The sequence below is a fragment of the Streptomyces sp. NPDC098781 genome, assembly GCF_044759995.1.
Lineage (GTDB): Bacteria > Actinomycetota > Actinomycetes > Streptomycetales > Streptomycetaceae > Streptomyces.
This window is the reverse complement of record NZ_JBIWAK010000001.1, coordinates 943,918-966,251: the sequence shown is the minus strand read 5'-3', so window position 1 is coordinate 966,251 and position 22,334 is coordinate 943,918. Positions and strand designations below refer to the sequence as shown.

The 22,334-nt window shown below is 71.5% G+C and carries 22 protein-coding genes and 2 pseudogenes; 10 read left to right on the top strand and 14 right to left on the bottom strand.

Annotated features, from left to right (window positions below):
- The first annotated feature begins 540 nt into the window (after positions 1-540).
- From ACIQWG_RS04130 to ACIQWG_RS04120, 3 genes and pseudogenes are all read left to right on the top strand, one after another.
- Positions 541-771, top strand: a complete 231-nt coding sequence (locus tag ACIQWG_RS04130; RefSeq protein ID WP_404089942.1) for a hypothetical protein — start codon at positions 541-543, stop codon at positions 769-771.
- 143 nt (positions 772-914) lie between these two features.
- Positions 915-1,022: pseudogene (locus ACIQWG_RS04125) on the top strand (nuclear transport factor 2 family protein); the annotation flags it as partial.
- A gap of 72 nt (positions 1,023-1,094) precedes the next feature.
- Positions 1,095-1,382, top strand: coding sequence for a DUF1905 domain-containing protein (locus ACIQWG_RS04120; RefSeq protein ID WP_404089940.1), 288 nt, complete (start codon positions 1,095-1,097; stop codon positions 1,380-1,382).
- Here the strand turns inward: ACIQWG_RS04120 and mgrA are convergent.
- Positions 1,372-2,364 (bottom strand): L-glyceraldehyde 3-phosphate reductase, encoded by a 993-nt coding sequence (gene mgrA, locus ACIQWG_RS04115; RefSeq protein ID WP_404089938.1) that lies wholly within the window; start codon positions 2,362-2,364, stop codon positions 1,372-1,374. The genes ACIQWG_RS04120 and mgrA overlap by 11 nt on opposite strands.
- 137 nt (positions 2,365-2,501) lie before the next feature.
- Between mgrA and ACIQWG_RS04110 the strand changes: the two genes are divergently transcribed.
- The gene (locus ACIQWG_RS04110) at positions 2,502-3,389 is read left to right on the top strand and encodes a LysR substrate-binding domain-containing protein (RefSeq protein ID WP_404089936.1); all 888 of its coding nucleotides are present in this window, start codon (positions 2,502-2,504) and stop codon (positions 3,387-3,389) included.
- 25 nt (positions 3,390-3,414) lie between these two features.
- On the top strand, positions 3,415-3,918 hold the full coding sequence (locus ACIQWG_RS04105) for a DUF664 domain-containing protein (RefSeq protein WP_404089934.1): 504 nt from the start codon (positions 3,415-3,417) through the stop codon (positions 3,916-3,918).
- A 29-nt stretch (positions 3,919-3,947) separates the two neighbouring features.
- Here ACIQWG_RS04105 and ACIQWG_RS04100 read toward each other — a convergent pair whose 3' ends face one another.
- Entirely contained in the window at positions 3,948-5,018 is a 1,071-nt protein-coding gene (locus tag ACIQWG_RS04100) for an adenosine deaminase (protein ID WP_404089932.1), read from the bottom strand.
- A gap of 48 nt (positions 5,019-5,066) precedes the next feature.
- Entirely contained in the window at positions 5,067-5,453 is a 387-nt protein-coding gene (locus tag ACIQWG_RS04095; protein WP_404089930.1) for a VOC family protein, read from the bottom strand.
- A 134-nt stretch (positions 5,454-5,587) separates the two neighbouring features.
- Here ACIQWG_RS04095 and ACIQWG_RS04090 point away from each other — a divergent pair, with 134 nt between their 5' ends.
- The gene (locus ACIQWG_RS04090) at positions 5,588-6,046 is read left to right on the top strand and encodes a pyridoxamine 5'-phosphate oxidase family protein (protein WP_404089928.1); all 459 of its coding nucleotides are present in this window, start codon (positions 5,588-5,590) and stop codon (positions 6,044-6,046) included.
- 119 nt (positions 6,047-6,165) lie between these two features.
- Complete coding sequence (gene sph / locus ACIQWG_RS04085) at positions 6,166-7,152, top strand: sphingomyelin phosphodiesterase (protein WP_404089926.1); 987 nt, start codon at positions 6,166-6,168, stop codon at positions 7,150-7,152.
- Positions 7,153-7,171: 19 nt separating this feature from the next.
- On the opposite strand, the gene ACIQWG_RS04080 is transcribed toward sph, so the two are convergent.
- The 10 genes from ACIQWG_RS04080 to ACIQWG_RS04035 all read right to left on the bottom strand — a co-directional run bounded on the left by ACIQWG_RS04080 (position 7,172) and on the right by ACIQWG_RS04035 (position 17,598).
- Entirely contained in the window at positions 7,172-8,077 is a 906-nt protein-coding gene (locus ACIQWG_RS04080; RefSeq protein ID WP_404089924.1) for an aldo/keto reductase, read from the bottom strand.
- A 37-nt stretch (positions 8,078-8,114) separates the two neighbouring features.
- Positions 8,115-8,825 (bottom strand): chitinase, encoded by a 711-nt coding sequence (locus tag ACIQWG_RS04075; RefSeq protein ID WP_404089923.1) that lies wholly within the window; start codon positions 8,823-8,825, stop codon positions 8,115-8,117.
- A 255-nt stretch (positions 8,826-9,080) separates the two neighbouring features.
- Positions 9,081-11,828 (bottom strand): fumarate reductase/succinate dehydrogenase flavoprotein subunit, encoded by a 2,748-nt coding sequence (locus ACIQWG_RS04070; RefSeq protein ID WP_404089921.1) that lies wholly within the window; start codon positions 11,826-11,828, stop codon positions 9,081-9,083.
- 13 nt (positions 11,829-11,841) lie between these two features.
- Complete coding sequence (locus tag ACIQWG_RS04065) at positions 11,842-12,639, bottom strand: ABC transporter ATP-binding protein (protein ID WP_404089919.1); 798 nt, start codon at positions 12,637-12,639, stop codon at positions 11,842-11,844.
- Entirely contained in the window at positions 12,636-13,463 is an 828-nt protein-coding gene (locus ACIQWG_RS04060) for an ABC transporter permease (RefSeq protein WP_404089917.1), read from the bottom strand. The genes ACIQWG_RS04065 and ACIQWG_RS04060 overlap by 4 nt, the downstream gene beginning before the upstream one ends.
- Positions 13,460-14,830, bottom strand: coding sequence for an ABC transporter substrate-binding protein (locus ACIQWG_RS04055; RefSeq protein ID WP_404089915.1), 1,371 nt, complete (start codon positions 14,828-14,830; stop codon positions 13,460-13,462). Before ACIQWG_RS04055 ends, ACIQWG_RS04060 begins: the two co-directional genes overlap by 4 nt.
- A 28-nt stretch (positions 14,831-14,858) precedes the next feature.
- On the bottom strand, positions 14,859-15,086 hold the full coding sequence (locus tag ACIQWG_RS04050; protein WP_356692750.1) for a ferredoxin family protein: 228 nt from the start codon (positions 15,084-15,086) through the stop codon (positions 14,859-14,861).
- Positions 15,087-15,148: 62 nt separating this feature from the next.
- Positions 15,149-15,919 (bottom strand): GntR family transcriptional regulator, encoded by a 771-nt coding sequence (locus ACIQWG_RS04045; RefSeq protein ID WP_404089913.1) that lies wholly within the window; start codon positions 15,917-15,919, stop codon positions 15,149-15,151.
- A 132-nt stretch (positions 15,920-16,051) separates the two neighbouring features.
- The gene (locus tag ACIQWG_RS04040) at positions 16,052-17,245 is read right to left on the bottom strand and encodes an RNA polymerase sigma factor (RefSeq protein ID WP_404089911.1); all 1,194 of its coding nucleotides are present in this window, start codon (positions 17,243-17,245) and stop codon (positions 16,052-16,054) included.
- Positions 17,242-17,598, bottom strand: coding sequence for a YciI family protein (locus ACIQWG_RS04035; protein ID WP_404089908.1), 357 nt, complete (start codon positions 17,596-17,598; stop codon positions 17,242-17,244). Before ACIQWG_RS04035 ends, ACIQWG_RS04040 begins: the two co-directional genes overlap by 4 nt.
- A gap of 250 nt (positions 17,599-17,848) precedes the next feature.
- Between ACIQWG_RS04035 and ACIQWG_RS04030 the strand changes: the two are divergent.
- The 3 genes and pseudogenes from ACIQWG_RS04030 to ACIQWG_RS04020 all read left to right on the top strand — a co-directional run bounded on the left by ACIQWG_RS04030 (position 17,849) and on the right by ACIQWG_RS04020 (position 21,428).
- Positions 17,849-18,890: pseudogene (locus tag ACIQWG_RS04030) on the top strand (acyl-CoA dehydrogenase family protein).
- 444 nt (positions 18,891-19,334) lie between these two features.
- Positions 19,335-20,861 carry an SDR family oxidoreductase gene (locus tag ACIQWG_RS04025; protein WP_404089906.1) on the top strand — a complete coding sequence of 509 codons (1,527 nt, stop codon included), beginning with the start codon at positions 19,335-19,337 and terminating at the stop codon, positions 20,859-20,861.
- A 126-nt stretch (positions 20,862-20,987) separates the two neighbouring features.
- On the top strand, positions 20,988-21,428 hold the full coding sequence (locus ACIQWG_RS04020) for an SPW repeat protein (RefSeq protein ID WP_404089904.1): 441 nt from the start codon (positions 20,988-20,990) through the stop codon (positions 21,426-21,428).
- Between the two features lie 112 nt (positions 21,429-21,540).
- Here ACIQWG_RS04020 and ACIQWG_RS04015 read toward each other — a convergent pair whose 3' ends face one another.
- Entirely contained in the window at positions 21,541-22,308 is a 768-nt protein-coding gene (locus ACIQWG_RS04015; RefSeq protein WP_404090794.1) for an ArsR/SmtB family transcription factor, read from the bottom strand.
- Between the last annotated feature and the right edge of the window lie 26 nt (positions 22,309-22,334).

Here is a 22,334-nt window from a genome sequence, read left to right as displayed (position 1 = left end):
GGCGCGCTGATCACGCTGGCCTGGGCCGCACGGAGAACGCAGCGGCATACATCAAGGAAATAGCCAGCGGTGGCGTGGACTACGCCGTCGACACAACCGGAAGTCGGCTGTCATCCGGTCCCTGCTGGGCCGGCTCGGATCCCGTGGGCACGCAGCTCCGGGTCTGGCCGTGCCGGACACCGAAGCGGCCATCGACATCGGCAGCCTCATAATCGCGGCCGCCGAGATCAGCATGGTCATCAAGGGGCGACGTGGTCCCGCACGCATTCATCTACGACCATCTAGATCGACCAGGGCGGCACAGTCCCCCCGCGCCGTCCGCATACGCAGCGTCGGAGAACGATGGCCGACACCTGGACGCCCAGCACCTCAGTGCCGCTCCGGTCTGCGCGAAGGGCCAGATGACCCGCCGGGTGTACCTCGGCGCGGCCATCCGGTCGCTGTGGTCATCTGGTGCGCCCGACCACACCTGGCTAACGGTCGTCACCCACCGTCCCAGAAGTCTCCCGCCAGGCCCGGGCCGTGGGCCATGACGGGTTCATGGCTGGAGCGCAACGCGTTGTCATCGGAGTCAGCGCCGGGGCGGTGGCGGCGCTCGCGGCTGTGTTCTCCGCGCTCAGTTGGGACCGGGCCGATCAAGTGGCCGGGGTCATCTCGGCGCCGGCGGGTGTGGCCGGGCTGGGGGCCGCCGTGTGGGCGGCCCAGGTGAGCCGGGGCAGCGGCGGACAGGGAACCATCCGTGTGTCTGACACCGGCAGGGCGGTCGCCTGACCCGCCGGGACGGCGACGACCACGACCGCCTCGATCAGGTCGGCTTGGAAAGCTGGCGGCACCTGACCTGGCGCCACCTCCTTCGCCGTATCTGGTCCACCGTCACTGCCAACTCCGACCGCCGTTTGGGATCGTCTCCTTCAGCCGCCGGCTCCGCGGCCGTGGCCGGCTCCGACGTGATCACGCTGGACGCCGAGGGACGGATCACCATGGTCCTCGGCTTCTTCGACCAGCTGCCCGCCGGCGCCTGACCGATGAGTTCTCCGTCTTGCGGCGGTCTTGTCCAGTGAAAGCCGGAGAGACCGCCGCGAACGGAGGACATCATGACCACAGGTGCGCGCGTGGAAGCGGAATTCACCGCCGTCCTGCGCAAGAGCCCGAGCAAGGGCGGCTGGACCTATGTCGTATGGCCGGAGTCCGTCGAGTTCTTCGGCACCCGCGGACTGGTCAAGATCAGCGGGACGATCGACGGACATCCGTTCCGCAGTTCGTTCATGGCCCTCGGGGACGGCACCCACAAGCTCCCCGTGAAGGCGGATGTGCGCCAGGCCATCGGGAAGCAGGAGGGTGACTCCGTCACCGTTCGGCTGACCGAACGGCTCAGCCCTTGAGCACCTCTTCGATGCGGGCCAGCTCCTCCGCGTCGAAGTCGAGGTTGCGGGTCGCGGCGACGCTGTCCTCGATCTGCCGCGCGCTGCTGGCACCGACCAGCGCCGAGGTCACCCGGCCGCCGCGCAGCACCCAGGCCAGGGCGAGCTGGGCCAGGGTCTGGCCACGGGATGTGGCGATCTCGTCTAGCGCGCGCAGCTTGCCGAGCAGTTCCTCGGTGATCGCGTCGGCGTTCAGGAAGGGGCTGCCGCTCGCGGCCCGCGAGTCCTTCGGGATGCCGTCGAGGTAGCGGGAGGTCAGCTGCCCCTGCGCCAGCGGGGAGAAGACGATCGAACCGACCTGGAGTTCGTCCAGGGTGTCGAGGAGTCCCTCTTCCTCGGGGCGGCGGTTGAGCATCGAGTAGGCCGGCTGGTGGATGAGCAGCGGGGTGCCGAGCTCGCGCAGGATGCGGGCGGCCTCGCGGGTCTGCTCGGGCGAGTAGTTGGAGACGCCGACGTAGAGCGCCTTGCCCTGCTGCACGGCGGAGTGCAGGGCTCCCATCGTCTCCTCCAGCGGAGTCTCCGGGTCGGGGCGGTGCGAGTAGAAGATGTCGACGTAGTCCAGGCCCATCCGCTTCAGGCTCTGGTCGAGCGAGGACAGCACGTACTTGCGCGAGCCCCACTCGCCGTACGGGCCGGGCCACATCAGATAGCCGGCCTTGGTCGAGATGATCATCTCGTCGCGGTACGGCGCGAAGTCCGCCTTGAGGGCCTCGCCGAACGCCGACTCGGCGGCCCCGGGCGGCGGGCCGTAGTTGTTGGCCAGGTCGAAGTGGGTGACGCCGAGGTCGAAGGCGCGGCGCAGGATGGCTCGCTGGGTCTCGACCGGGCGGTCCGGACCGAAGTTGTGCCACAGTCCGAGGGAAAGCGCGGGGAGCTTCAGACCGCTGCGTCCGGTGCGCCGGTAGGGCATGTCCGCGTAGCGGTCGGGGTGTGCGGTGTACAACGCGACTCCAGAGGGGTTGGCACACGAGGGGAGGCTCCGCAGAGCCGGTGTTCCGGTTGCCGTCCATGCTGTCGCGACCTGCGTGCAGTGGTCCAACAGGTAAATCAGATGGGATTCAGCGGCTACGCTGCTCAATCATGGAACTGCGCCATCTCCAGCACTTCGTGGCGGTCGCCGAGGACCAGCACTTCACCCGGGCGGCCGAGCGCCTGCTGGTGTCCCAGTCCGGCCTGTCGGCCTCGATCCGGGCCCTGGAGCGGGAGTTGCAGACCCCGCTGTTCGTCCGTACGACCCGCAGGGTGACCCTCACTCCGGCGGGCCGCGCCCTGCTCTGCGAGGCGGAGCGGATCCTGGCGCAGGTGCGGGCCGCCCATGAGGCGGTCGCCGCGGTGCAGGGCGTGCTGCGCGGGATGCTGGCGCTCGGGTCCGAGCAGTGCATCGCCGGGGTGCATGTGGCGGGGCTGCTCGCGGCTTTCCGGCGGGAACATCCGGACGTGGAGATCTGTCTGCGGCAGGCCGGCTCCGGCGCGCTGGCGGAGGAGGTCGCGGCCGGGCGGCTCGATCTGGCCTTCGCCGTGCGGACGGCGCAGGAGGACACCGACCAGTTGCGCGTCGTACCGCTGACCAGCGAGCCGATGACCGTGCTGTGCCATCCGAGCCACCGGCTCGCGACCGCCGGGGCACCGGTCACCCCGGAGGAGCTGGGCGGGGAGGTCTTCGTCGACTTCCACCCGGACTGGGGGCCGCGCCGGGCGACCGATGCCGTGTTCGCCGCGGCGGGCGTGCGGCGGACGGTGTCCCTTGAGGTCAACGACGTGCACAGTCTGCTGGACCTGGTGGACGAGAACCTGGGCATCGCCGTCGTGCCGCGCCACTTCCGGCACAAGCGGCCGGCCCTGACCGCGCTGCCCGTGAAGGGCACCGGCGAGACCGTCTACGAGACGGTGGCCCTGCTGCCGCCGGCACAGGCCACGAGCCCGGCGGCCCGGGCGCTGATGGCCCTGCTGGAGACCGAGGGCGCCTGACGGAAGGGTGCGCGATGGTGGATCCATGCATGCCAAGGACATCCTCATCGACGGGTTCAACCGCATCCAGGAAGAAGTCCACGCCGCCGTCGAGGGTCTCGACCCCGACGCCCTGCACAGCCGCCCGACCCCCGACGCCAACTCCATCGCCTGGCTGGTCTGGCATCTGACCCGGGTCCAGGACGATCACATCGCCGACGCCTTCGCACTCGACCAGGTGTGGCTGACCGAGGACTGGCAGAAGACCTTCGGGCTCGATCTGCCGCGCCACGACACCGGCTACGGCCACACCTCGGCGAAGGTCGCCAAGGTGCGGGTCGACTCCGGTGACCTGCTGACCGGCTACCACGACGCCGTGCACGCGCGGACGCTGGGGGCGCTGCGCGAGGTGGCCGCCAAGGACCTGGAACGTGTCGTGGACGAGCGCTGGGATCCACCGGTCACCCTCGGCGTACGGCTGGTCAGCGTCCTGTCCGACGATCTCCAGCACGTCGGACAGGCCGCCTACGTCCGCGGGCTCGTGTCCTAGGTGTCCGACACCCGCGCCCGCGGGCTGTTTCAGAGTTCGGCCGCGTAACCCGGCAGAACGACGTCCTCGATGAGGGCCTTGCGCTCGTCGAACGGGATGAACGCGCTCTTCAGGGCGTTCACGGTGACCGTGCGCAGGTCCTCGACCGTCCAGCCGGCCTCCTCGACCAGCAGCGACATCTCCCGGGTCATCGTCGTGCCCGACACCAGCCGGTTGTCGGTGTTGAGGGTGACCCGGAAGCCGAGGTCCTTCAGCGCGGTGATCGGGTGCCCGGCTATGGAGGTGGCGGCGCCGGTCTGGAGGTTGGAGGTCGGGCACATCTCCAGCGCTATCCGGCGGTCGCGCACCCAGCCGGCCAGCCGGCCGAGCTTGCCGTCGACGATGTCGTCCGTGATGCGCACGCCGTGGCCGATGCGCTGGGCGCCGCAGATCTGCACGGCCTGGTGGATGCTGGACAGGCCGTCGGCCTCACCGGCGTGGATGGTGAACGGCACGCTCTCGCGGCGCAGGTGCTCGAAGGCGGCCAGGTGGTCGGCGGCGGGGAAGCCGGCCTCGGCACCGGCGATGTCGAAGCCGACGACACCGGCGTCCCGGAAGGCGACGGCCAGGTCGGCGGCCTCGCGCACCCGGTCGAACATCCGCATGCCGCACAGCAGGGTGCCCACGCGCACCGGGGTGCCCGCCGCCGCGGCCTTGGCCATGCCCGCCGCCAGGCCCTCCTGGACGGTCTCGACGACCTCGGCCAGGGCCAGCCCGCCGTTGGTGTTCAGCTCGGGGGCGTAGCGCACCTCGCCGTAGACGACACCGTCGGCGGCCAGGTCGAGGACGTACTCCTCGGCGGTGCGCAGCAGGCCCTCGCGGGTCTGCATCACGGCGAGGGTGTGCTCGAAGGTGGCGATATAGCGGACCAGGTCGCCGGAGTTCGCGGCGTCGAAGTACCAGGCGGCGAGCTCGTCGGGGTCGGTGGTGGGCAGGGTGTGGCCGACCGCTTCCGCGAGCTCCACCACGGTGGCGGGGCGCAGGCCGCCGTCCAGGTGGTCGTGCAGGACGGCCTTGGGGAGGCGGCGGATCACTTCGGCGTCTACGCGCGTAGCGGTCATGGCGTGGTCTTTCCTCGATCGGGCGGTTCGGAGAGGGCGGGAGGCGGGTCAGCCGACAGGCTGGAGCAGGTCCCAGCGGTTGCCGTACAGGTCCTGGAAGACGGCGACCGAGCCGTACGGCTCGTGCCGGGGCTCCTCCAGGAAGGTCACGCCCGCGGCGAGCATACGGGCATGGTCACGGGCGAAGTCTTCGGTGTGCAGGAAGAACCCCACGCGCCCGCCGGTCTGGTCACCGACCCGGGCGCGCTGCTCCTCGCCCTTGGCTCGGGCCAGCAGCAGCGCGGTGCCCTGGTCGCCGGGCTGGACGACGACCCAGCGGGAGCCGTCGGGACGCGGGGTGTCCTCGACGAGCCGGAAGCCCAGGGCCTCGGTATAGAAGCGGATCGCCTCGTCGTAGTCGTCGACGACGAGGGTGACCAGGGCGATACGGCTCATCGGGACCTTCCGGGGCAGGCGGTTGACGGGAGAGGTTATACGTAAAACCTCGGCGGCGCCAGTCATGACCGGGACCACGGTCCTACGCCTGCCGCCCGAGGCGCGAGGAGCCGCCGATCACTAGCGTTCCGGGCATGACGATCATGAAGGAACCGCGCACGGCCGAGCACCGCAAGCGGGACGTGCTGGACCGGCTGGAGCGGGAGACCGACATCTGGGTGGCCACGGCGGACGCCGACGCGGTGCCGTGTCTGGTCGCGCTGTGGTTCGTCTGGGACGGCGAGGCGCTCTGGATGGCCACACGCCCGGGCAACCCGACGGGCCGCAACCTGCGCGCCGGGCGCCGGACCCGGCTCGCCTTCGGCGACACGAGCGACGTCGTCCTCATCGACGGCGATGTGGAGGTCCACGACCGCGACGACGTGCCGGCCGAGGCGGCCGAGGCGTTCCGCGCGAAGACGGGGTGGGATCCACGCGGCGACTCCGCGCGGTACGCCTTCTACCGGGTGCGCCCGCGCGCGGTGCAGGCGTGGCACGGGCAGCGGGAACTGCCGCAACGGCATCTGATGCGAAACGGAACGTGGCTTGTCTGAACAAGTTCTCTGCGTACGTCCCTACGCCATCCAATTCCCGCACACGTGTTACCTAGGGGTAATCCCTGCTGATTTGATGTGCGACGCCACTCAACCCCCTTCGATCACAGGGAGCTCCAGTGACGCTCAACGCACATCGCCGTGCACAGGGTTCGGCCGTGCTCGCCCTCTCGCTCGCCACCGCCGGTCTCGTGGGCGCGGCGCCCGAGGCGACGGCCGCCGAGCAGGCCCCGCCGCTCAAGGTGCTGTCGTACAACGTCTTCCTGTTCAGCAAGACCCTGTACCCGAACTGGGGCCAGGACCACCGGGCCGCCGAGATCGCCAAGGCCCCGTTCACGCAGGGCAACGACGTCGTCGTGTTCCAGGAGGCGTTCGACAACTCGTCCTCGGACGCGCTGAAGAGCTCGCTCGCCGGCCGCTACCCGTACCAGACCCCGGTGGTCGGCCGCTCCAAGAGCGGCTGGGACGCCACGGGCGGTGCCTACTCGGCGACCACGCCCGAGGACGGCGGGGTCACGATCCTCAGCAAGTGGCCGATCGTGCGCAAGGAGCAGTGGGTCTACAAGGACGCCTGCGGGGCCGACTGGTGGTCCAACAAGGGCTTCGCGTACGTCGTGCTGAACGTCAACGGCACCAAGGTGCACGTCGTCGGCACACACGCCCAGTCGACGGACCCGGGCTGTGCCGCCGGGGAGGCCGCCGCGATGCGCAGCCGGCAGTTCAAGACGATCGACGCGTTCCTGGACGCCAAGAACATCCCGGCGAACGAGCAGGTGCTGCTCGCCGGTGACCTGAACGTCGACTCGCGTACGTCGGAGTACGCCTCGATGCTCGCCGACGGCGGGCTGGTGGGGGCCGACGCCCGCACCGGGCACCCGTACTCCTTCGACACGCAGGACAACTCCATCGCCCGCGACCGGTACCCCGACGACCCGCGCGAGGACCTGGACTACGTCCTGCACCGTGCGGGTCACGCCCGGCCGGCGATCTGGAAGAACGACGTCGTCAAGGAGCAGAGCGCGCCCTGGACGGTGTCGAGCTGGGGCACGGACTACACGTACACGAACCTGTCCGACCACTACCCGGTGACCGGGTACACGGGCTGAGTCTCACCGAAGGGCCGGCTCAACCGACCTGCTCGCGGGCCGCGTTGAGCCGGGCCAGTTCGTCGGCGGTCAGGCGCAGGGCGCCGGCGGCCACGTTCTCGGCGAGGTGTTCCGGGTTGCCGGTGCCGGGGATGGCCAGGACGTGCGGGCCCTGGTGCAGGGTCCAGGCGACGCGCACCTGGGCGGGGCTCGCGCCGTGCGCCCGCGCCACCGCGAGCACCTCGTCGTCGTGGGCGGCGGTCGCACCCCGCTCCCCCGCGTCCCCGGCGACGGCGTAGAACGGCACGAACGCGATGCCCTGCTCGCCGCACCGGCGCAGGAGTTCGTCGCCCTCGGGGTCGGGCCGGTCGAGCGCGTACCGGTTCTGCACGCTCACCACCGGCGCGATGGCCTGCGCCTCGGCGAGATGCCGTGGTTCCACGGCGGAGATGCCGAGGTGCCGGATCAGGCCCGCCTCCCGCAGCTCGGCCAGCGCGCCGAAGTGCTCGGCGATGGAGTCCTGTCGCGTGCGGCGCAGGTAGGCGAGGTCCAGGTGGTCGCGGCCGAGCTGGCGCAGGTTCTCCTCGACGTGGCCGCGCAGTTGGTCGGGGCGGGCCGCGGTGCCCCAGTCGCCGGAGTAGTCGCGGAAGGGCCCCACCTTGGTGGCGATCACCAGGCCCTCGGGGTACGGCGCCAGCGCGCTGTTGATCAGTTCGTTCGCGGAGCGCGTCGCCGAGAAGTAGAAGGCGGCCGTGTCGATGTGATCGACGCCGAGCTCGACCGCCTTGCGCAGCACCGCGATCGAGCGTGCCCGGTCGCTCGGCGTGCCGTGGTGGAAGGCGGCGCTGCCCGTGAGCCGCATCGCGCCGAAGCCGACGCGGCTCACGGACAGGTCGCCGAGCTTCCAGGGGCCCGCGGCGTCCGCGGTGATCGTTTCGGAGGTCATCAGCGGAGTCTGGCACACGCCACGGGCACACGGAGCGTCAGCAGTAGAGGTTGCCGCCCGGGGAGACGCCGAGGATCGAGGTGAACCGGTTGTAGGCGTCGACGCGGCTCTGCACCTGGGCCGGGTTCTTGCCGTCGCACTCCAGGGAGCCGTTGATGGAGCGGATGGTCTGGCCGAAGCCGGCCTGGTTCACCATGGCGTTGTGGGGGGTCATGGTGCCGGGGCCGGACTGGGTGTTCCAGTACCACAGGCCGGTCTTCCAGGCGACGGCCGACTCGTTCTGCACCCGCCAGGGGTTGTTGAGCAGATCGATGCCGAGCGCGTCACCGGCGGCCTTGTAGTTGAAGTTCCAGCTGAGCTGGATCGGGCCACGGCCGTAGTAGGCGTCCTGGCCGGCGGGACAGCCGTAGGGCTGGCTCCGGTCGCAGTAGTGGGGATAGTTGGCGGTGTTCTGTTCGACGATGTGGACGAGCCCGCCGGTCTCGTGGTTGACGTTGGCCAGGAAGGCGGCTGCCTCCTGCTTCTTCACGGTGTCGCTGCCGGTGTTCGCGAAGCCGGGGTAGGCGCTCAGCGCGGCGGTCAGACCGCTGTAGGTGTAGAACGAATTCCGGTTCGGGAACATCTGGTTGAACTGCGCCTCGCTGACGACGAACCCGGCGGCGGACGCGCTCGGGGCCGGCTGGAGCAGCAGCGCTGCGCTGCCCAGGGTTAGCGAGGAGACAAGTGCGGCTATGCGGCGCCTCGACACAGGATCAACTCCTTTGCGGAGCACGGCCGCACCCGTCCAAGGGCAGGAGGAACCAGCACCTTGTGCGCACGCACCGACGGTGTCGGTCACGGCGTGGGGGCGGCCGTGGTGGGGGGTGTTGGGGAGACACTCAACCGCTTTGGTCTGTACCAGTCAAGGGTGTAGACCAGACAAGGTATAGACCAAAGCCGTGAGAGCCGCGGAGCGCCGCTGGGCCCAACGCGCCTCGACGCTCCGGGATTCGAAGGCACCGGTTCAACGCGCCGCGCGTCCCGCGTACGCACGGACGTCGGCGTCCGGGTCCTCGACCGCGGTGGCCAGTGCGGCACGGGCTTCCTCGTGCGCGGCATGGCGCAGCAGAGCGAGCACGGCGGCCTTGCGCACATCGGCGTCCGGGTCGCCCAGCAGCCCCGCCAGCGACGGAACGCCGTGTTCCGGTGCCGTCCCGCCGAGGGCCTTGGCGGCCCCGGCACGGACCTGCCAGGCCGGGTCGGCGAGCGCCGCCGTCACGGTGGCCAGGAGTGCGTCCGGGAGGCCGAGGACGCCGAGTGCTTCCAGGGCCGCGGCGCGCACCAGGGCGTCGGGGTCGTGGAGCAGGCCGTGCAGGGCGGGGACGTCCCCTTCCCGCGGGGCCAGTGCGGCGAACCCGCGCGCCACGGCGACCCGTACCTCTCGGGCGGTGTCGCCGGCCGCCGCGGACAGAGACTCGGCCGCGTCCACCGACACCAGGGCCCGTACGGCGGCCAGCCGCACATCGATCTCCGGGTCGTGGCCGTGCCCGGCGAACAGCGCCGCGTCCCCGAGCCGCAGGGCCCGCAGGACGTCCAGTGCCGCCGCGCGGACCGTGGGGTCGGGCGACGTCAGGGCCGACACCAGCGGGGCCCGCAACTCACCGTCGGCGGGCAGGACTTCGGCGAGCTCCCTCAGCGACGACGCGGCCGCCGCCCGCACCTGCCCGTCGTGGTCGTGCAGGGCGTGGGCCAGCGCGGGGCCGGCTCCGAGCGGGGCCGTCTCGGTGAGCGCCGCCACCGCGCCGAGCCGCACGGCGGGGTCCGTGTCCTTCAAGTAGGGCTCCAGGGCGGGGAGATCGGGTTCCTCCTCGGTGAGCGCGACGAGTTCGAGGAGCCGTTCCCGGGCGGATTCCGACGAGGTTCCGTGCGTCGTGCCGGTGGCGGGGCCGGCGCTGCCCGACGGTTCGTCGGACGCTGCCGGCGGTGTGTCCGCCCGTCCCGCCGTCGCGGTCGGCAGCGGGTGCACCTCCCCCAGGTGACGGGAGGGGCCGCCGGTGGGGGTGAACTCGGACACGGGGACGAGATACGGATCGACGGGACGCGCGGTGAACTCCATCGCCCCGGTCGGGCTCTTGCGCAGATCGAGGTGGTGCAGCCAGGCCGTGTCGTCGCGGCGCGGATGGTCCAGGCGCTCGTGGTAGAGGCCCCAGCGGGACTCGGTGCGGGCCAGCGAGGACCGGGCCGCCATCTCCGCGCAGTCACGGATGAACGACACCTCGGCGCAGCGCATGAGTTCATGCGGGGTGCCCGCCCCCATGCCCGCGATCTCGTCCCGCATCCGCTCGAAGTGCTCCAGCGCGAGGGAGAGCCGGGCTCCGCTCTTGGGCGGGGCGACATAGTCGTTGACGAAACGGCGCAGCTTGTACTCGACCTGGGGTTGTGGCGGGCCCGTCGGGTTGCGCAGCGGCCGGTAGATCAGCTCATGGGCCTCGGCCAGCTGCGCACGCGGCAACTCGCCCTGGTACGCGGTGTACTGGGCGGCGTCCGCGCCCGCGAGGTCTCCGAAGACGAACGCGCCGATCATGTAGTTGTGCGGTACGCAGGCCAGGTCACCCGCCGCGTACAGGCGCGGCACGGTGGTGCGGGCGTGGTCGTCGACCCGTACGCCGGAGGCGGAGTGTCCGCCGCACAGTCCGATCTCGGAGATGTGCATCTCCACGTCGTGCGTGCGGTAGTCGTGGCCGCGTCCGGCATGGAAGGTGCCGCGGGTGGGGCGCTCGGTGGAGTGCAGGATCGACTCCAGCGCCGACACCGACTCCTCGGGGAGATGGCTGAGCTTGAGGTAGACGGGACCGCGGTCGGAGGCGACCTCGGCGGCGAACTCCGCCATCATCCGCCCGGACCAGTAGTCGGAGTCGACGAACCGCTGCCCGTGCCGGTTCACCTGGTAGCCGCCGAAGGGGTTGGCGACGTACGCGCAGGCCGGGCCGTTGTAGTCCTTGATGAGCGGGTTGATCTGGAAGCATTCGATACCGGTGAGCTCGGCGCCCGCGTGGTACGCCATGGCGTAGCCGTCGCCGGCGTTGGTGGGGTTCTCGTACGTGCCGTACAGATAGCCGCTCGCGGGCAGTCCGAGCCGGCCGCATGCCCCGGTCGCGAGGATGACGGCGCCGGCGCGCACGGTCACGAAGGCGCCCGTGCGGGTGTGGAACGCGGCGGCGCCGACCGCCCTCCCGCCGGCGGTCAGGACCCGCACCGGCATCAGCCGGTTCTCGATCCGGATCCGCTCCCGGTTCTCCCGCCTGCGCAACTGCCGGTAGAGGACCTTCTTGACATCCTTGCCCTCGGGCATCGGCAGCACGTACGAGCCCGAGCGGTGCACTTGCCGGACCGCGTACTCGCCGTGCTCGTCCTTCTCGAACTTCACCCCGTACGACTCCAGGCGCCGGACCATCTCGAAACCCCGGGTGGCGGTCTGACGGACCGTCGACTGGTCCACGATGCCGTCGTTGGCGCGGGTGATCTCGGCGACGTAGTCGTCCGGTTCGGCGCGGCCGGGGATCACGGCGTTGTTGACCCCGTCCATGCCCATGGCCAGCGCACCGGAGTGCCGTACGTGGGCCTTCTCCAGCAGCAGGACGGACGCGCCGCGCCCGGCGGCGGTCAGTGCGGCCATCGTGCCGGCGGTGCCGCCGCCGATCACGAGGACGTCGCAGGTCAGCTCCTCGGCCGAGTCGAGGGAGGGGATCTCCGTCAGGGGGGCGGGGGTCATGGCGGGGCGCCTTTCAGGACGTACGGGGGCCGAGGGAGTCGAAGATGTCGCGGCGCAGAGCCACGGTCGCGGGGTCGTCGCGGGCCCCGCGGTCACGGGGCCGGGGCACCGTCCGCACCCCGGTGAGTCCGCCGTCGCCGAGCAGGGCGACCCGGTCGCCGAGGAACAGGGCCTCGTCCACGTCGTGCGTGACGAAGACGACGGTGGCGCCGGTGCCGTGCAGGGCCTCCACCAGCAACTGCTGCATACCGGCCCGGGTCTGCGCGTCCAGGGCACCGAACGGCTCGTCCATCAGCACGGCGCGCGGCTGTCCGGCGAGTGCGCGGGCGAGCTGTACCCGCTGGCGCTGTCCGCCGGAGAGGCGGTGCGGCAACTGCCGTTCCCGGCCCGCCAGTCCGACCCGGTTCAGCCACTCCCGCGCCCTGTCCCGGCGCTCGGCTCGGCCCAGTCCCCTGATGGCCAGGGGCAGTTCGACGTTGGCGCGGGCCGTGCGCCAGGGCAGCAGCGCGTCCTCCTGGAAGACCAGCGCCCGGTCGGCGCCGGGCCCTGTGATGGGCCGCCCGTCCCGCGTGACCTGGCCGGCGAGCGGCGGCAGCAGCCCGGCCAGGGTGCGCAGCAGGGTCGACTTCCCGCACCCGGACGGGCCGACGACGGTCAGCGTCTCGCCCGGCGCGGCTTCGAGGTCCAGCTCGTGCAGCACGACGGCACGCGGCCGTCCGAGCTGGGCGCCGGTGAGGCCGAGCCGTGCCCCGAACGGCGGCCCGCCGGTCCGCGAGGCCGTGGTCGCGATGTCCGTTCCCGTGCTCGTCATGTGGCCCTCCCCTCACGCCGCGGCAGCCAGTGCGTCAGCCTGTGCCCCAGCAGTTCCACCAGCGTGGACGTGAGCCAGCCGAGCAGGCCGATGCTGACGATGCCGGTGAGGACGCCCGGGTAGTCGATGACCGTGTAGTCCTGCCAGGTGCGGTAGCCGATCCCGTACTCGCCGGAGATCATCTCCGCGGAGATCACACAGATCCACGAGACCCCGATCCCGACCGACAGCCCGCCGAAGATCCCCGGCAGCGCGCCGGGCAGCACCACGGAGGCGAGCACCCTCCACCGTCCGCCGCCCATGGTCAGCACCGCCTCCTCCCACACCGGTGCCAGCGCCCGCACCGCGTGCCGGGTGGCGACCAGCACCGGGAAGAAGGCCGCGGTGAAGGTGATGAAGACGATGCCCTGCTCGTTGGTCGGGAAGAGCAGGATCGCCACCGGTACCAGCGCGATGGCCGGAACGGGCCGCAGCACCTCCAGGACCGGCCCGATCAGGTCGGCGGCCCACCGGGAGCGACCGACGGCCACGCCCGCGGCGACGCCGAGTACCGCCGCCAGCAGGAAACCGGTGACGATCCTGCGCAGGCTGTCGGTCACGTCCTGCCAGTAGGCCCCGTCACCGAGCCGCCGCCCGAACTCCCGGGCCACGTCGGTGACGGACGGGAACTGGTCGAAGCGCAGCCACAGCTGGACGTCGAGCGTGGTGAGCAACTGCCACAGCGCGAGCGCCGCGAGCAGTGACAGGACGCGGACGACGGGCCGGAACCGGTGTGCGCGCCGTACGGGCACCGGGGCACGCGTCGGAGTGGTCAGCGCGGTCATGAGGCGTGCCCCAGTGCGGCCGAGTAGGAGACGGTCCGGGCGCCGGGGTGGGCCTGGATGAACGCGCGGGCGGCGGAGGCGGTGACGAAGGGGCTCAGCTCCTGGCCGTGCCGGACCCAGACGGCCCGGTCCGCGTACCAGCGGGTGCCGGTGGTGGCGTCCGGGACGTAGGCGGCGCGCACCCGGCCCTTGTGCGCGGCCACGAATCGCAACAGCGCGGCGGGCGATTCGAACGCCCGGGTGCGGTCCTCGCCCTTGAGCCAGACCTCGCCGCCGGAGGGTTCGGGGGCGGCGGCGAGCTGCTTCGGGTACGCGCTGCCGAGCACCCGTTTCAGCGGGCCGTCGTCGACGAAGGCGTCCACGTCCACGTCGCCCACGAGCTTCGCCGAACGCAGCACCGGGACGTCCTTCTTGAGCGCGGCGACGAGGCCGGGCTTGAGGGCGGGATCGAAGGTGGCGATGCCGCCCCTGCCGTTGTAGAGGTAGACGACCTCGGGAGGCAGACCGGTGGCGGCGGCGACCTTCTCGGCGGCCTGGACGGGGTGATCGTTCAGATAGCGCGTGGCCTCGATCTGCGCGGTGAGGAAGGCGTCGAGCACCTTCGGCCGCTGCTCGGCGAAGTCCTCGCGGACCGTGACGCCGTGGAAGGTCGGCAGGTTCAGCTCCGCCCCGTCGTACAGCGCCTTCGCCTTGCCCTGGAACGCGAGCAGCCCGGGCCAGGCCACGAATTGCGAGAGGGCGTCGGCGCTGCCGGCCTGGAGTGCCGAAGCGCCCACCGACGGCTGCTGGTTGAGCTTGCGGATGTCCTCGTCCGGGTCGAGCCCGGCCTGCTGGAGGGCCCGTACGAGGGTCCCGTCGGCCGCCGAGCCGACGCTGGTGGACACCCTCTTGCCCCGCAGGTCCTTCAGCGACCCGAGCGTGGACTGCGGGGCGGTGACCACGGTGTTGAGGGCGCCGCGCAGGTTGTAGCCGGTCACGGACACGAGCCGGGTGGGGCGGTTCAGCTGCTCGCCCCGGGCGGCGTTGATGAGCAGCGGGAAGTCGCCCATGGAACCGATGTCGGTCTTCCCGGCGGTCATCTGGGCGGTGATCGGGGCGCCGGTGGCGTAGTCCTGCCAGTCGACCTTGTAGGTGATGCCGTCGCGCTCGCCCTGTGCGGCGAGTTCGCGTTCGAAGTAGCCGAGGGAGCGCAGCAGGGTGCCCGCGGTGACGGTGTTGATGGTCTTGGACTGGTAGCCGACGGTGACGGTGACGTGGGTGGCGTCGCCGGCGGACGCGTCGCCGCACCCGGTGAGGAGGGTGCCGAGGAGGGCGGTGGAGAGCAGGGCGGCGGGGGTCGTGTGCTTCTTCGCGGGCGTGCGTTTCATCGCGCGGGCGCGTTTCATCGGTGGCCTTTCACCGCAGCAGGTAGGGCATGTTGACCGTGACGGCCCCGGTGGGGCAGCGTGCGGCACACGGGCCGCAGTACCAGCACTCGTCGACGTGCATGTACGCCTTGCCGCTGTCGGGGTGGATCGCCAGGGAGTCAAGCGGACACATGTCGACGCAGAGCGTGCAGCCGTCGATGCACTTCGACTCGTCCACGGTCACGGGCACGTCGGCCCGCTGGGGCACCAAGGGCATGGCTGTCTCCAGTGAGGTACTGCTCGGGGCGGGAGAAACGCCTCGCGGGATCGCGAGGGCGTTCAGAGGGAGCGGCGCAGCAGGCCGCTCATCGCGATCCGGTCCCCGCGGAACCGGATGAACTCCAGGTCCACGGGCCTGCCGTCGCACAGGTGGGTGAGGCGCTCCAGCATCAGTACGGCGGTGCCGCGCGGCGCCTGGAGCACGGTGGCGGAGTGCGCGTCGGCGTTGACGGCCTCCAGGGTGATCTCCGCGTGTCCGAGTGGTTGCCCGGTGGTCTGCTCCAGCAGCCGGAAGACGTCGGTGTTCTCCAGGTCGGCGCCGATCAGTTCGCCGCCGATGTCCAGCGGCAGATAGGTGAGGTCGAGCGAGAGCGGCAGCCCGTTGAGGCTGCGCAGCCGCTCGATGTAGAGCACGTCGGTGCCGGTGGGCAGGCGCAGTCGTGCGGCCACGGGTGCCGGCGCGGAGACGGGGCCCATGGTGCGTACCTCGTTGGTGACCCGGCCGTGTTCCCGCAGGGTTTCCGCGAGTCCCATCAGCCGGTCGAGGCCGTGCGGGTACTTCTCGGCGACGACGACAGTGCCGACGCCGGGCTGCCGTTCGACGAGCTGCTCTGCGCGCAGCAGGTCCAGGGCGTGCCGGACGGTGTTGCGGGACACCTGGTAGTCGGCGGCGAGCACGTCCTCGTGGGGCAGCGCGCCGCTGGGAAATCCTCCGGTCAGGACCAGGTGCCGCAGCAGATCCGCGAGCTGCCGCGCCCGGTCCGCACGCAGCCGTCGGCGGCGTGCGGCGGCGAGCGGCGCGGTGTGCTCGCGGGTTCGTTCGGCTGGCATGCGGTGACCATACCGACGGTGTCCGCCCAGTGGTGTTACTGCGTCATTGCGCCACCTGAGTACCCTTCACCTCGCCTGTGACCTGGCACTTCTCGGGCGAGGGACGCACATTCGCCACTACTGCCGCAAGGCTCACCCACCGACGAGCTCCCCGCGCCGGCGTTCGAGGTAGCCGCGCTCGGCCGGGTTCTGCGTGAGCTCGACGGCCCTCTCGTACGCCCGTACCGCTTCCGTGCCACGGCCGAGGCGGCGCAGCAGGTCCGCGCGGACGGCGTGGAAGACGTGGTAGGTGTCGAGGTCCAGCGCGTCCACGAGGTCGAGCGCCGGGGCCGGGCCCTCGACCTCGGCCACGGCTACCGCCCGGTTCAGGGCCACGACCGGGCTGGGGGCGACGGCCATCAGGTGGTCGTAGAGCTGTCGGATCTGTTCCCAGTCGGTGTCCCGCGCGGTCGGTGCGTCACTGTGCACGGCCTGGATCGCCGCCTGGAGCTGGTACGGCCCCGGCTTCCCCCGGCGCAGGCATCGGCGGACGAGCGACTGGCCCTCGGCGACGAGGTCACGGTCCCAGAGGCCCCGGTCCTGCTCCGGCAGCGGCACGAGCGTGCCGTGCTCGTCCTGCCGGGCGGGCCGGCGGGACTCGACCAGGAGCATGAGCGCGAGCAGCCCGGTCGCCTCGGGCTCGTCCGGCATGAGTTCGGCCAGCAGACGGCCGAGGCGTACGGCCTCCGCACACAGGGCCGCGTCACCCTCGTACCCCTGGTTGAAGATCAGGTAGACGACGGCCAGCACTCCGCTGAGCCGGTCCGGCAGGTCGGCGTCGCGGGGCACGCGGTACGGGATGCCGGCGTCGCGGATCTTCGCCTTGGCCCGCACCAGGCGTTGCGCCATGGTCGGTTCGGGCACCAGGAAGGCCCGGGCGATCTGAGCGGTGGTCAGACCGCCGAGCAGCCGCAGCGTGAGCGCGACCCTTGCCTGGACGGCCAGGGCGGGGTGACAGCAGGTGAAGACGAGCCGGAGCCGTTCGTCGCGCACGGGGCCCTCCTCGCGGGGTGCGTCGGGGGCGTTCAACAGGGCCGCCTGGGCCTGGCGTCGGTCCCGCGTGGCCTCCCGGCGCAGCCGGTCGACGGCGCGGTTGCGGGCGGTGGTGATGATCCAGCCGGCCGGGCTCGGCGGCACGCCCGTCTCCGGCCAGCGTCGCAGGGCGATGGTGAAGGCGTCCTGGACCGCTTCCTCGGCGAGGTCGATGTCGCCGAGGAAGCGGACCAGGACGGCGACCGCGCGGCCGTACTCCGCACGGAAGACGGCCTCGACGTCCGGGACCGTCACCGGTCCTCGGCTTCGCCCATGAACGGCCTGACCTCGATCGGCAGGGTGGTCGCCAGGGCCAGCTTGCGGCCCCATTCGAGAGCCGCGTCCAGGTCGGGCGCCTTGATGAGGCTGATGCCGCCGAGCATCTCCTTGCCCTCGGCGTACGGGCCGTCGGTGACGAGGACGTCGCCGTCGCGGGGGCGCAGCACGGTGGAGGACTCCGGTCCGTGCAGGCCCCCGGCGAACACCCAGGCGCCCGCCTCGCGCAGCTCCCGGTTGAGTGCGTCGAGGTTCTTCTCGATCTCGCCGAGGACGTCCGGGGCGGGCGGTCCCCCGACGGGCTGGATCACATTGAGCAGGTAGTACTTCATCACGGGCTCCTCGGGCGTTGTGGCGGTCCTGTTCGGGTGCGGGGCTGTCTCGGCGGCGGGCCTCTCGGGTGAGGGGCTCTCTCAGCCGGCGGGCCCTCTCGGGTGAGGGACTCCCTCGGGTGACGGTGCTTCTCGGGTGACCGTGCCTCTCGGTGACCGTGCTTCTCGGGGGGGCGGTCCCTCACCTCCTACACGAACGACACGCCCCCGGATCGACACCCGGCACGACCACGCCGGAAGAATTTCCTCCATGACCACCACGGACCACCCGCTCGTCACCCGCGCCCAGCACCTCGCGAACGACCTCCTCGCCCCGCAGGCCGAACTCGTCGATCAGGAGGGCATCCCCGCGAGCCATATCGAGGCGATCAGGCGCTCGGGACTGCTGGGGGTGAGCGCGCCGGAAGCGTACGGCGGCTGGGCGGCACCCGCGGCGGTGGCGCGGCGTACGGCGGAGATCCTGGCCGGAGCGTGCTGCTCGACATGGTTCGTGCAGACCCAGCACCACACACCGGTCGCGACGCTGGCCGGGTGCGACGGCCCGGTACGGGAACGGTTGCTGGGTCCGCTGGCCCGCGGTGAACTGCTGTCCGGGGTGGCGTACGCGCATGTGCGGACGTTTCCGCTTACGCCGGTGCGCGCCGCTCGGGCGCGGGGCGGGTGGCGGTTCGACGGGTCGGTGCCCTGGTACACCGGCTGGGGTCTGAACGACGTGATGCTGCTCGCCGGTGTCACGGAGGCCGGCGAGGTGCTCTTCGCCTTCACCGAGGCCCGTGAGCAGTCAGGTCTCCGGGCCTCGGAGCCGATGCGCCTGGCGGCGCTCACCGCGTCCCGCACGGTGGCACTGGAACTGGACGGACTGTGGCTGCCGGAGGAGAGCGTGGCACTCCGCAAGCCGTACGAGGAATGGGCCACAGCGGACCGGGCGCGCACGGTCAACGCCTCCCCGGCGGTCTTCGGGATCACCGACACGGCCCTCGCCTTCCTGGACGAGGAAACCACCGGACCCTTGCGCACCCGCCTGGACGAAGTCCGTCGCAGGGCCTACGAGTTGGCCGACCACCCCGTGGCGAGCGAGTACACCGCCGAACGTCTGGCCCTTGCGCATCGAGGCGGCCGAGCTGATGCGCACGGCCACCACCGCGGCGGTGGTGGCGGGCGGCGGCCGGTCGATGCCGCTCACCGCCAGGGCGCAACGCCTCGCGCGGGAGGCCCTGTTCCTCCTGGTGCAGGGCCAGACGGCGCTCTCACGCGAGGCCCACCTGGACGTACTGGTGGCCCGCTCGTCCTAGGGCCGCGCGCTCAGTCCTCGTCGCGCGTCGGGACGACGACCAGGAAGGCGTCCGCCTTCAGGTCCATCACGACCGTCGCCGGCTCACCAGTGGCACGCCGCTGCGCCGCGTACTCCTCCGCCGGCCACGATCCGCGCGGAGCTCCCGCGGGAAACCGCTCCAACACCTTCGCGCCCATAGCGGCAGACACCTCCAGAGTCGGACTTCATCTCGCCCGTCGACCACTTGCCTCGTACACTTCGCCTTCCCGCCATCGGCGGGAGCATGTTCACCTCTTCGTGTTTTCTCCGAGGGGCGGGCGCACACCCTCGCAGCGCCCATGACCGCCGACGCCCCCAATGTCGATGTGCTGTCCGTGGGGTGCGGACCACGGTCGAGCGCGAAACCATGGTCCGGACGGTCCATCCCGCCGTCAGTGAACCGGCACGTGAGGACCGAAGGCCTATGGAGCACGACGACGCGCGTGAGGGACTGCGGTGCCTCGTGACGGGCGCCACCGGGTACATCGGCGGGCGCCTCGTGCCCGAACTGCTCGACGCCGGGCACCAGGTGCGCTGCCTGGCCCGCTCCCCCGAGCGGCTGCGCGACCACCCCTGGGCCGGCGACGCGGAGGTGGTACGCGGAGACGTCACCGACGCCGCGTCCGTCGCCCGTGCCGTCGAAGGCATCGACGTGGCGTACTACCTGGTGCACGCGCTGGGATCCGGCAAGGACTTCGAGGAGACCGACCGCAGCGCCGCGCGGATCTTCGCCGACCGGGCCCGGGCCGCGGGCGTCCGGCGGATCGTCTATCTCGGCGGGCTCACCCCCGCCGGCGTGCCCGAGCACGCTCTCTCGCCGCATCTGCGCTCGCGCGCCGAGGTCGGACGCATCCTGCTCGCCTCCGGGGTGCCGACCACCGTACTGAGGGCAGCCGTCATCATCGGCTCGGGTTCCGCCTCCTTCGAGATGCTGCGCTATCTGACCGAGCGCCTGCCCGTGATGGTCACCCCCGGCTGGGTGCACACCCGCACCCAACCGGTGGCGGTCCGCGACGTGCTGCGCGCCCTCGTCGGCAGCGCCTCCATGCCCGCCGACGTGACCCGGAGCTTCGACATCGGAGGGCCGGACGTGCTGACGTACCGGGAGATGATGGTCCGGTACGCGGCGGTCGCCGGTCTGCCCCGCCGGGTCATCCTGGCCGTGCCGGTTCTCACGCCTCGGCTGTCCAGTCTCTGGGTCGGTCTGGTCACCCCGGTCCCCTCCTCCATCGCGCGGCCGCTCACCGAGTCCCTCCGCCACGAGGTGGTGTGCGCCGAGCACGACATCGCCCATTACGTCCCCGATCCGCCGGGACATCCGGTCGGCTTCGACGAGGCCGTACGGCTGGCCCTGCGCCGGGTGCGGGAGGCGCGGGTGACGACCCGGTGGTCGTCGGCGTCGGTGCCCGGCGCCCCGAGCGACCCGCTTCCCACGGACCCCGACTGGGCCGGCGGAAGTCTCTACGCCGATGACCGGGAGCGTCGGGTCGACGCCGCCCCCGAGGCGCTGTGGCGGGTGATCGAGGGGATCGGCGGCGAGAACGGCTGGTACTCCTTCTCCCTCGGGTGGGCGGTGCGCGGCTGGCTGGACCGGCTCGCGGGCGGGGTGGGGCTGCGCCGAGGACGCCGGGACGCGACGCGGCTGCGGGTCGGTGACTCCCTGGACTTCTGGCGGGTCGAGGCGATCGAGCCCGGCCGGCTGCTGCGGCTGCGGGCGGAGATGCGGCTGCCGGGGCTGGCCTGGCTGGAGATGCGCGTCCTCACGGACAGGGACGGCCGCACCAGGTACCGGCAGCGCGCCCTCTTCCACCCCCACGGGCTGCTCGGCCAGGCCTACTGGTGGAGCGTCTCGCCCTTCCACGCGGTCGTGTTCGGCGGCATGGCCCGCAACATCGCGCGGGCCGCGGCGAGCGCGAGCGTCCCGGCGCCGGACCGCACCCGGGCCCCCTGACCCACCGGCCCGCACTTCGCCCAGCCCTACACATAAAGAAAAAATAAGCGCAGAATGGCCCGTAGGCGGCGCCAACCGCACACCGCACCAGACGCGGTCAGGCCTGCGAGTCAAAGGAGACGAGTCATGGCCAACGTCTCGCCCACCAGAGGTGACATAACCAGCCACCCCGACGTATCCGAAATGCGGGACCGCTACGCCCGTATGCTCGGCGGCCGGGATGTGACGCTCCTGGACGGACCGGTGTTCCTGCTCGGTCTGTACTGCGCCGTGTCCCCCTGGATACTCCACTACACGACGAGCCAGCCCCCGCTCGTGACCCACAACCTGATCGTGGGGATCGCGATCGGCCTGCTGGCCCTCGGCTTCACCCGGGCGCCTGAGCGCATGTACGGCCTGAGCTGGGCGTTCTGCGCGATGGGCGTGTGGATGATCATCGCGCCGTGGGTGGTCGGGGACAGCCCGGACGCCGGTGTCGTGGTGAACAACATCATCATCGGCGCCCTGGCCGTGGTCCTGGGGCTGATGTGCGCCGTCACGGCGGCCAAGAGCGCCCCCAGGCCGTAGCGGCACACCGGAGAGACCGTCCCGACCGGCCGGTCCGCGCCTGCGGACCGGCCCTTCCGCGTCCGTCCAGGAACGACACCCTGCGGACGACAGCCCTGCCGACGGCACCCGCTCAACGGGTCGGCATCAGCCACGGCTCCTGGGGCAGTACATGGCCGGTCTCCAGGAGCGACTTGAGGTTGGACAGCACGGCCGGCCAGCCGGACGACACGTCGGCGCGCGCGCCCTCGTCCGGCAGGTCCTCGTGGGTCACGGTGAGCCGGACGATCTCCGCGTGCTGCTGGATGTCGAAGGTGACCCTGGAGTACTTGTCCTCCTGGCCCTCCTCCTCCGGCGCCGCCCAAGTGGTGACCAGACGGGTGGGGCGTTCGCTCTCCACGACGGTGCCGACCACGTCGGCGACGCCCGAGCCGTCCGTACGGACATGCTCCCAACGGGAGCCGCGCCGCCAGTCCGAGACGTTGCTGTGGCCCCAGTAGGCGGCGGTCAGGTCGGCGTCGGTGAGGGCGTCCCAGACCTTTTCGGGCGTGCTCTCGATATAGGTGACGTAGACGAATGTGGGCTTGTCGGTCATGGCTTCCTCAGCTCGTCGTTTGACGGCCCCCAGCACGCGCAGGCGCGGGCGCTCGAACTTGTCGATCCATCGCTCCTGGATCTCGTGGAGCGGGACCGGATTGAGGTAGTGCAGCTTCTCCCGCCCGCGCCGCACGGCGGTGACCAGATGGGCGGCCTCCAGGACGGCCAGATGCTGGGTCACCGACTGGCGCGTCATGTCGATCCGCGCGCACAGCTCCCCCAGCGTCTGCCCGTTGTCCTCGTGCAGCCGGTCCAGGAGCCTTCTGCGTGTCTCGTCGGCCAGCGCCTTGAAGACCTTGTCCATGGCGGGGTCACTGTCTGATCGCACAC

Bases quoted from the DNA above. Each gene is read 5' to 3' on its own strand.
- ACIQWG_RS04130 (WP_404089942.1), top strand. From the start codon at position 541: ATGGCTGGAGCGCAACGCGTTGTCATCGGAGTCAGCGCCGGGGCGGTG.
- ACIQWG_RS04120 (WP_404089940.1), top strand. From the start codon at position 1,095: ATGACCACAGGTGCGCGCGTGGAAGCGGAATTCACCGCCGTCCTGCGC.
- ACIQWG_RS04110 (WP_404089936.1), top strand. From the start codon at position 2,502: ATGGAACTGCGCCATCTCCAGCACTTCGTGGCGGTCGCCGAGGACCAG.
- ACIQWG_RS04105 (WP_404089934.1), top strand. From the start codon at position 3,415: ATGCATGCCAAGGACATCCTCATCGACGGGTTCAACCGCATCCAGGAA.
- ACIQWG_RS04100 (WP_404089932.1), bottom strand. From the start codon at position 5,018: ATGACCGCTACGCGCGTAGACGCCGAAGTGATCCGCCGCCTCCCCAAG.
- ACIQWG_RS04095 (WP_404089930.1), bottom strand. From the start codon at position 5,453: ATGAGCCGTATCGCCCTGGTCACCCTCGTCGTCGACGACTACGACGAG.
- ACIQWG_RS04090 (WP_404089928.1), top strand. From the start codon at position 5,588: ATGACGATCATGAAGGAACCGCGCACGGCCGAGCACCGCAAGCGGGAC.
- ACIQWG_RS04080 (WP_404089924.1), bottom strand. From the start codon at position 8,077: ATGACCTCCGAAACGATCACCGCGGACGCCGCGGGCCCCTGGAAGCTC.
- ACIQWG_RS04070 (WP_404089921.1), bottom strand. From the start codon at position 11,828: ATGACCCCCGCCCCCCTGACGGAGATCCCCTCCCTCGACTCGGCCGAG.
- ACIQWG_RS04065 (WP_404089919.1), bottom strand. From the start codon at position 12,639: ATGACGAGCACGGGAACGGACATCGCGACCACGGCCTCGCGGACCGGC.
- ACIQWG_RS04060 (WP_404089917.1), bottom strand. From the start codon at position 13,463: ATGACCGCGCTGACCACTCCGACGCGTGCCCCGGTGCCCGTACGGCGC.
- ACIQWG_RS04055 (WP_404089915.1), bottom strand. From the start codon at position 14,830: ATGAAACGCACGCCCGCGAAGAAGCACACGACCCCCGCCGCCCTGCTC.
- ACIQWG_RS04050 (WP_356692750.1), bottom strand. From the start codon at position 15,086: ATGCCCTTGGTGCCCCAGCGGGCCGACGTGCCCGTGACCGTGGACGAG.
- ACIQWG_RS04045 (WP_404089913.1), bottom strand. From the start codon at position 15,919: ATGCCAGCCGAACGAACCCGCGAGCACACCGCGCCGCTCGCCGCCGCA.
- ACIQWG_RS04035 (WP_404089908.1), bottom strand. From the start codon at position 17,598: ATGAAGTACTACCTGCTCAATGTGATCCAGCCCGTCGGGGGACCGCCC.
- ACIQWG_RS04025 (WP_404089906.1), top strand. From the start codon at position 19,335: ATGGAGCACGACGACGCGCGTGAGGGACTGCGGTGCCTCGTGACGGGC.
- ACIQWG_RS04020 (WP_404089904.1), top strand. From the start codon at position 20,988: ATGGCCAACGTCTCGCCCACCAGAGGTGACATAACCAGCCACCCCGAC.
- ACIQWG_RS04015 (WP_404090794.1), bottom strand. From the start codon at position 22,308: ATGGACAAGGTCTTCAAGGCGCTGGCCGACGAGACACGCAGAAGGCTC.